This is a genomic window from Enorma sp., assembly GCF_982429025.1.
On the sequence record NZ_CEWCAA010000075.1, the window covers coordinates 1 to 6,814 of the forward strand.

At 63.0% G+C, this 6,814-nt stretch carries 5 protein-coding genes; 1 reads left to right on the forward strand and 4 read right to left on the reverse strand.

Annotated features, from left to right (window positions below; all coding sequences use genetic code 11):
• The 3 genes from AC1VS5_RS09255 to nrdD form a co-directional block, all read right to left on the reverse strand.
• Positions 1-467: HD domain-containing protein (locus tag AC1VS5_RS09255; protein ID WP_481218442.1), on the reverse strand; the 467-nt coding region annotated here is incomplete at its 3' end.
• Between the two features lie 159 nt (positions 468-626).
• Positions 627-1,226, reverse strand: coding sequence for an anaerobic ribonucleoside-triphosphate reductase activating protein (gene nrdG / locus AC1VS5_RS09260; protein ID WP_419044357.1), 600 nt, complete (start codon positions 1,224-1,226; stop codon positions 627-629).
• A gap of 469 nt (positions 1,227-1,695) precedes the next feature.
• The gene (gene nrdD, locus AC1VS5_RS09265; RefSeq protein ID WP_204665885.1) at positions 1,696-3,918 is read right to left on the reverse strand and encodes an anaerobic ribonucleoside-triphosphate reductase; all 2,223 of its coding nucleotides are present in this window, start codon (positions 3,916-3,918) and stop codon (positions 1,696-1,698) included.
• 395 nt (positions 3,919-4,313) lie between these two features.
• On the opposite strand from nrdD, the gene AC1VS5_RS09270 reads away from it, so the two are divergent.
• On the forward strand, positions 4,314-5,417 hold the full coding sequence (locus AC1VS5_RS09270) for a glycerol dehydrogenase (RefSeq protein WP_419044356.1): 1,104 nt from the start codon (positions 4,314-4,316) through the stop codon (positions 5,415-5,417).
• A 224-nt stretch (positions 5,418-5,641) separates the two neighbouring features.
• On the opposite strand, the gene AC1VS5_RS09275 is transcribed toward AC1VS5_RS09270, so the two are convergent.
• Entirely contained in the window at positions 5,642-6,625 is a 984-nt protein-coding gene (locus AC1VS5_RS09275; RefSeq protein ID WP_481218443.1) for an AEC family transporter, read from the reverse strand.
• Positions 6,626-6,814: the final 189 nt, after the last annotated feature.

The window sequence follows — 6,814 nt, forward strand, 5'->3', positions numbered from 1 at the left end:
GCGAAACAGGCGCGTGAGGCCTTGTCCGCTTGGAACAGCAGGCGCTCCAGCTGGCTTGCATCCGGGCGAAGGCGCCGATGCCCGCGGATGGCGAGACACATCTGGTCGACGTCATCGGGGGCAAAGCGCGTGTCAGGCGGCGCGCTCTCCAAGATCTTGCGTGCCAGACGCTCGCCTGCCACCTCATGGGGCTCGCCGCCCGCATACTGCCCGGCCTTACCCACGTCGTGCAGCAGGGCCGTCGCATACACGACCTCGCGAGAGAATCCCAGCCCCTGCTCCAGATTCAGAATCCGCATGATGCGGGCCGTATCCAGCAGATGCTGTATGCCGTGGCGACAGAATGGCCGGTCGCGCTCGAGCTCTTCCAACCGGGCAAGCTCCCGCTGAAACACCGGGTGTTCCCACACCGCCCGCACGCGGGTCATCTCGTGAAGTCCTATCTTATGGGGGATTGCCTCATCCATACGTCCTCCGTTCGTCGCCAGCTCCATGCTAGCGGGAGAACACGCAAGCGTGAAGAGGCCCGCTTTAGGATGCAAGGACGGAAAGCTGCAACGATGTTCGGGCATTCGATAGTTGGCGCGCCGCATCCAGACGGCACCGCGAGCGCGCTGGCAGGCTCCCTACATGCTGTGCGTCGCGTATACCTGCTCATCCTGCCAGAGCTCGACAGCTTCGGCGAGGGAGCAGCCGCGCTCTGCCGCCGCGGCGCGCGTGGCATTGAGATCGATGAGGCGCTGGTTGGAAGACCCGCGGAAACGAAGCGAGATGTCATAGAGATCCTGCACAAACGGCCCATCAACAAGAATATCGATGCAGCCGAGCAGGCGCTCCGTCACCGCCGTATGATGCTTGCCGTCTGGCATGAGCTCGTCGAGCGTATCGCCCGTGAAGCACCAGATGGTCTTTTCTGGCGAGCCATCCGGTCGCACCTCGCGCGGAAAGCACTTGCGCACGCGCTCGACGAAGCCGACGAGCCCCTCCTGGTTCTCCGGCTCCATGGGTTCGCCACCGAGAATGGTCAAGCCCTCGCAGAACGGATGATCCAAGCTCTCGATGATCTTGTCTTCGACCTCCTGCGTGAAAGGCTTGCCAGCAAGGAAGCTCCAAGCGCCGGAATTGAAGCACCCAGGGCACCCGCGACGGCACCCGCTCACGAAGAGCGACGTTCGCACACCCTCGCCGTTGGCGATATCGAAGTATTTAATCTCGGCGTAGTTCATCGCTCCCCCTCCGTCGGGGCGCGGGCATATCATCCCGTGCTCAGACATACTCGAAAGCCTGGCTTGCGCCAGGCTTTCTGCGCAACTGCGCGCGGGATGATATGCCCGCGCCCCAGCGCGCTGACCTGGCCTCGCGGCTGTAGCGAGCGCGGCGGAATCGCTCTCGCAGCTCGTCACCCCGTTGTGGCTCGTCTTTAGGACACCATTGTACGGCTCCAAATACGGGCTATACGCTTACAGCCAATACCCCCTACTAACCCACGTCGCCGGTTCAGCATCTCTCCCTGTTGAGCAGATGCTGAACCATCCGGCGGGCCGAGGAGATTCACCACGCTGCTGCGCCGTCAACGTTGTGGCGGGCTTGCCGGCTTATCGTCCCGCGCGCAGTTTCGCAGGAGCATCGGCTCTGCCGATGCTCCGAGAATGTCTGAGCACGGGATGATATGCCGGCAAGCCCGCCCCGTACCCTTTACAGATGCAGCACGCGGTCGCGAATCTCTTCGGTGCGCCCCTGGTTCCAGAACTGCGTTCCGATGTAGCCGCAGGTGCGCCGCGCCACGTTCATCTTCTCCTGATCGCGGTTATGGCAGTTCGGGCACTCCCAAACGAGCTTGCCATCGTCCTCGACGATACGAATCTCGCCGTCGTAGCCGCACACCTGGCAGTAATCGCTCTTGGTGTTGAGCTCCGCGTACATGATGTTCTCGTAGATGTACTGCATCACGCGGATGACGGCCTTGAGGTTGTCCTGCATGTTGGGAACCTCGACGTAGGAGATGGCGCCACCAGGGCTGAGCGCCTGGAACTCGCTCTCGAACTGGAGCTTATCGAAGGCGTCGATCTCCTCGCTCACGTGCACGTGATAGCTGTTGGTGATATAGCCCTTATCCGTCACGCCGGGGATGATGCCAAAGCGGCGCTGCAGGCACTTTGCGAACTTGTACGTGGTGCTCTCGAGAGGCGTGCCGTAAATGGAGTAGTCGATGTCCTCCGCGGCCTTCCATTCAGCGCACTTGTCGTTCATATGCTGCATGACCGAGAGCGCAAAGCCCTTGCCGCGCTCATCGGTATGGCTCGCGCCGGTCATGTACTTCACACACTCGTAAAGGCCCGCATAGCCAAGCGAGATCGTAGAGTAGCCGCCATAGAGCAGCTTGTCGATGGTCTCGCCTTTATCGAGGCGCGCGAGGGCGCCGTACTGCCACAGAATCGGCGCGGCATCGGAGAGCGTGCCCTTCAGGCGCTCGTGACGGCAGCGCAGGGCCTTATGGCAGAGCTCCAGGCGCTCATCGAAGATCTCCCAGAACTTCTCGGCATCGCCGCCGGAGGAAAGCGCCACGTCCGGGAGGTTGATGGTCACGACACCCTGGTTGAAGCGACCGTAGTACTTGGGTTTTCCCGGCTCGTAGTTCTTGGCACGGGCAACGTTATCGTAGCCGTTGCCCGAGCGGTCCGGCGTGAGGAAGCTGCGGCAACCCATGCAGGTGTAGACGTCGCCCTCGCCCGGCTGCTCGCCCTTCGACAATTTGAGCTCGCGCATCTTCTTGGCGGAGATGTAATCGGGCACCATGCGCTTGGCCGTGCACTTGGCAGCAAGCTGCGTGAGGTAGAAGTAGGGGCTCCCCTCGTAAACGTTGTCCTCGTCGAGCACGTAGATGAGCTTGGGGAACGCCGGGGTGATCCACACGCCCTGCTCGTTCTTCACGCCCTCATAGCGCTGACGGAGCGTCTCCTCGATGATCATGGCGAGGTCGTGCTTCTCGGCCTCGTTGCGGGCTTCGCCGAGATACATGAACACGGTCACGAAGGGCGCCTGGCCGTTCGTGGTCATGAGGGTCACGACCTGATACTGGATGGTCTGCACGCCGCGGCGGATCTCGTCTCGCAGGCGCTCTTCGACCACCTGCGAGACCTTGTCCTCGCTGGCATCGACGCCGAGCTCCGCGAGCTCCGCCTCCACCTGACGGCGAATCTTCTGACGGCTCACCTCGACGAACGGCGCGAGGTGCGTGAGCGAGATGGACTGGCCACCGTACTGGCAGCTCGCCACCTGCGCGATGATCTGCGTGGCGATGTTGCAGGCCGTCGAGAAGCTATGCGGGCGCTCGATGAGCGTGCCGGAGATGACGGTGCCGTTCTGCAGCATGTCCTCGAGGTTCACGAGATCGCAGTTGTGCATGTGCTGGGCGAAATAGTCCGAATCATGGAAGTGGATGAGGCCCTCGTTGTGCGCCTGCACCACGTCCTGCGGCAGCAGCACGCGCTGGGTGAGGTCCTTGGACACCTCGCCCGCCATGTAATCGCGCTGCACGGAGTTCACCGTGGGGTTCTTGTTGGAGTTCTCCTGCTTGACCTCTTCGTTGTTGCATTCGATAAGCGAGAGGATCTTGTCGTCGGTGGTGTTCTTGGTGCGCTTCAAACCCTGCACGTAGCGGTAGATGATGTACTTGCGGGCGACCTCGAACTTATCGAGCTTCATGAGCTCGTCTTCGACCATATCCTGGATCTCTTCGACGGCGACCGTGTGCCCGGCGTTCTCGCACGCCTCCGCCACGTTCTGCGACGCATAGACGACCTGGCGCTCGGTGAGGCGGTCGGATTCCTGCACGTCCTTGTTGGCTGCACGGATGGCGTTCTCGATCTTGGTGATATCGAAAGCGACTTCGACGCCGCTGCGCTTGATGATCTTCATGAGAAACCTTTCTGGTGATGAGCGCTACCTATCTTACGTCAGGTTTTCTCACTACATCGTGTGGAGTTTTGTAGATGGCATACTACATATTGTGTTTATGCAGGTCAGCATAAATGGCTTATTTTCAGGCGCATTACCCACGGCGAACACAGGAACGGGGGTCACAAATTCGCCCAACTCCCCCACCTGCGGTTGCGCTCGCGAGCCCCATCAACCATTCGTGGATGCCGCTCCACAAGTTGCAGCACCCACGATTCGGTGAACGGCAGCTGGCACCTCTTGACCAAGATGTTGTGTTTGACGGATGCGCAGACAACGTCGATGTGTGGCAGCGGGAGCGCGCGGGTACAAGCTGGACAGCGCGCATGGGGCGCGCATTGCGAGAGAGGATTTCCATGGCACGCATCTTCAACAGCCCAAGCAAGTATATCCAAGGTCCCGACGCTCTTGCCGAGCTCGCGAGCCACATCGAACCACTGGGCCAGGCTGCGCTCGCGATCGCCACGAGCACGGGCATCGAGCGCGCCGGCGCGAAGATCGAGGGCGGCTTTGAGCACTCGAGCGCCACAATCACCTTCGAATCGTTCGGCGGAGAGTGCTCGGACACCGAGATCGACCGCATCGCGCAGGCCGCCAAGGCCGCCGGGGCCGATGTCATCGTGGGCGTGGGCGGCGGCAAGGTGCTCGACACCGCCAAGGCCGTAGCGTACAAGCTCGGCGTCCCGGTGGTGGTCTGCCCCACCATCGCCTCCTCCGACGCGCCGTGCAGCGCGCTCTCGGTCATCTACACGGAAGACGGCGTCTTCGATCGCTACCTCTTCCTGCCTGCCAACCCCGATATCGTGCTCATGGATACGACGGTGATCGCTGCCTCGCCGGTCCGTCTCACGGTTTCCGGCATGGGCGACGCGCTCGCCACGTACTTCGAGGCGCGCGCCTGCGTTGAGAGCGAGGCCGATACCTGCGCCGGCGGCAAGGCGACGAGCGCCGCGCTCGCTCTGGCCAAGCTCTGCTTCGACACGCTCATGGCAGACGGCGTGAAGGCCAAGGTCGCACTCGAAGCAGGCTGCACCACCCCTGCCGTCGAACGCGTTATCGAGGCGAACACGCTGCTCTCGGGCATCGGCTTCGAGAGCTGCGGCCTCGCTGCGGCGCATGCCATCCACAACGGCATGACGCAGCTGCCCGAAACCCATGCCCGCTATCACGGAGAAAAGGTCGCGTTCGGCACGATCGTGCAGCTCGTGCTCGAGAATGCCCCGACCGAGAAGCTCGAGGAGGTGCTCGGCTTCTGCATGGAGGTAGGACTTCCCACCACGCTCGAAGACCTGGGCGTCGAGGACATCTCGCGCGAGCGGATCATGGCGGTGGCGGAAAGCGCCTGCGCGCCCACGGACACCATGGGCAACATGCCCTTTGCGGTGACGCCGCAGATGGTCTGCGACGCCATCCTTGCCGCCGACGCGCTCGGACACTACTACCACCTCGACCTCTGCTAGCAGAACGGGAGAAGCAGAGCGGCGAGCTGCCGAAAAACACGGGCTGCAGGCGCTCCGCTCGCAGCCCGCGGGCGCACCGCGGCACAGCCGGACGGGACACCGCGAACCAGGCCCCGCAGCCGCACCGCGGCACAGCCGGACGGGACACGTCGCATCAGAGCCCGCGGCGAAACGAGGCGCTGCTGCACCGGAGCACAGTTCGATTGATTGCTATACCGAAGGCGTCACGAGGCTCCGACGAGCATCGTCACGGCGGGAATCGTCAGGACGGAGCCGACCACGCTCAAAAAGGTCGCTTGGGCCATGGGTTTGGCGTCTCCGCCCGCCTGCAGGCAGAACAAGACGCCCGCCGTGGCGACGGGCATAGCGTTGTCCAGCACGATCACAGCCCGCAGAAACGGCTCGAGCGGAAAGAGCAGGAGCGCCGCGAAGCTTAGGGCGGGAACGATCAGCAACCTTCCCGCAGCGGCAATATAGGCGCGCGGGTTGCCGACCATCTCGAGCGGACGGTACCGCGCGATAGAGGAGCCGGTCACGAGCAGCGCGAGCGGCGTGGCGGCCTGCCCGATGATGCCGATCGAATCGCCCGCGACACCGAGGTCCGTGATGCCGAGAAGCGCCAGCACGAGCACGAGCAGGCTGGCGAAAAACGTCGGAGTCTTCAAGGAGGCGAGCATGGTGCGCAGCCGACGCGCCGGCGAGGGGGCGCTACGGGCCGCCAGTGAACCGGCGCCGCTGCTCCCCTCGTCTGCACCCTGGGAAAAGAGCGCTGGGCCGATGCCGAACATGGCAATATTCGCCGGGATGAGCGAGATGGCAACGTAGAGCAGGGCCTCGTTCCCAAGAATCGCCGAGATGACCGGCAACCCAACGAATCCGCAATTTCCAAAAGCGATGGCGAACCGGTATGAGGGCGCCTCGCCGCGCGGCGCGCGCGTGAAGGCGGCGAGCGCGAACGCGACGGCAAGTCCCACGATGTAGACGACCGCGGTCGCCGCCATCAAACCGACCAACGCTCCGGCGCCGGGCAGATTGGCGTTGCCATCGATGGACGCGACGATCGAGCACGGAAGCGAGACGTTGAGCACAAGACGGGAAAGGCCGGCATCGAACTGGTCGTCGAGCACACCGAGCTTGTGCAGGCACCATCCCAATGCGATGGGCACCGAGATTGCGACGATCTGCGACACGACGAACCAGAATTCCACGATTTCCCCCATGCTCTCACTACGGCACACGCTACCGCGGAGCCAGGGCGTGCGAACGCGCCCACCGCTCCATCCTCAAGTCTCTTCGTGCAAGTATAAAGTATGCACCCCCATCGCTGTAAACGCATCTCTCCGCATGGCCCGCCGCGGTTTGACAAGAGCACCCCGCCGCGGCGGGCCATGCGGAGA

Bases quoted from the DNA above. Each gene is read 5' to 3' on its own strand.
- nrdG (WP_419044357.1), bottom strand. From the start codon at position 1,226: ATGAACTACGCCGAGATTAAATACTTCGATATCGCCAACGGCGAGGGT.
- AC1VS5_RS09270 (WP_419044356.1), top strand. From the start codon at position 4,314: ATGGCACGCATCTTCAACAGCCCAAGCAAGTATATCCAAGGTCCCGAC.
- nrdD (WP_204665885.1), bottom strand. From the start codon at position 3,918: ATGAAGATCATCAAGCGCAGCGGCGTCGAAGTCGCTTTCGATATCACC.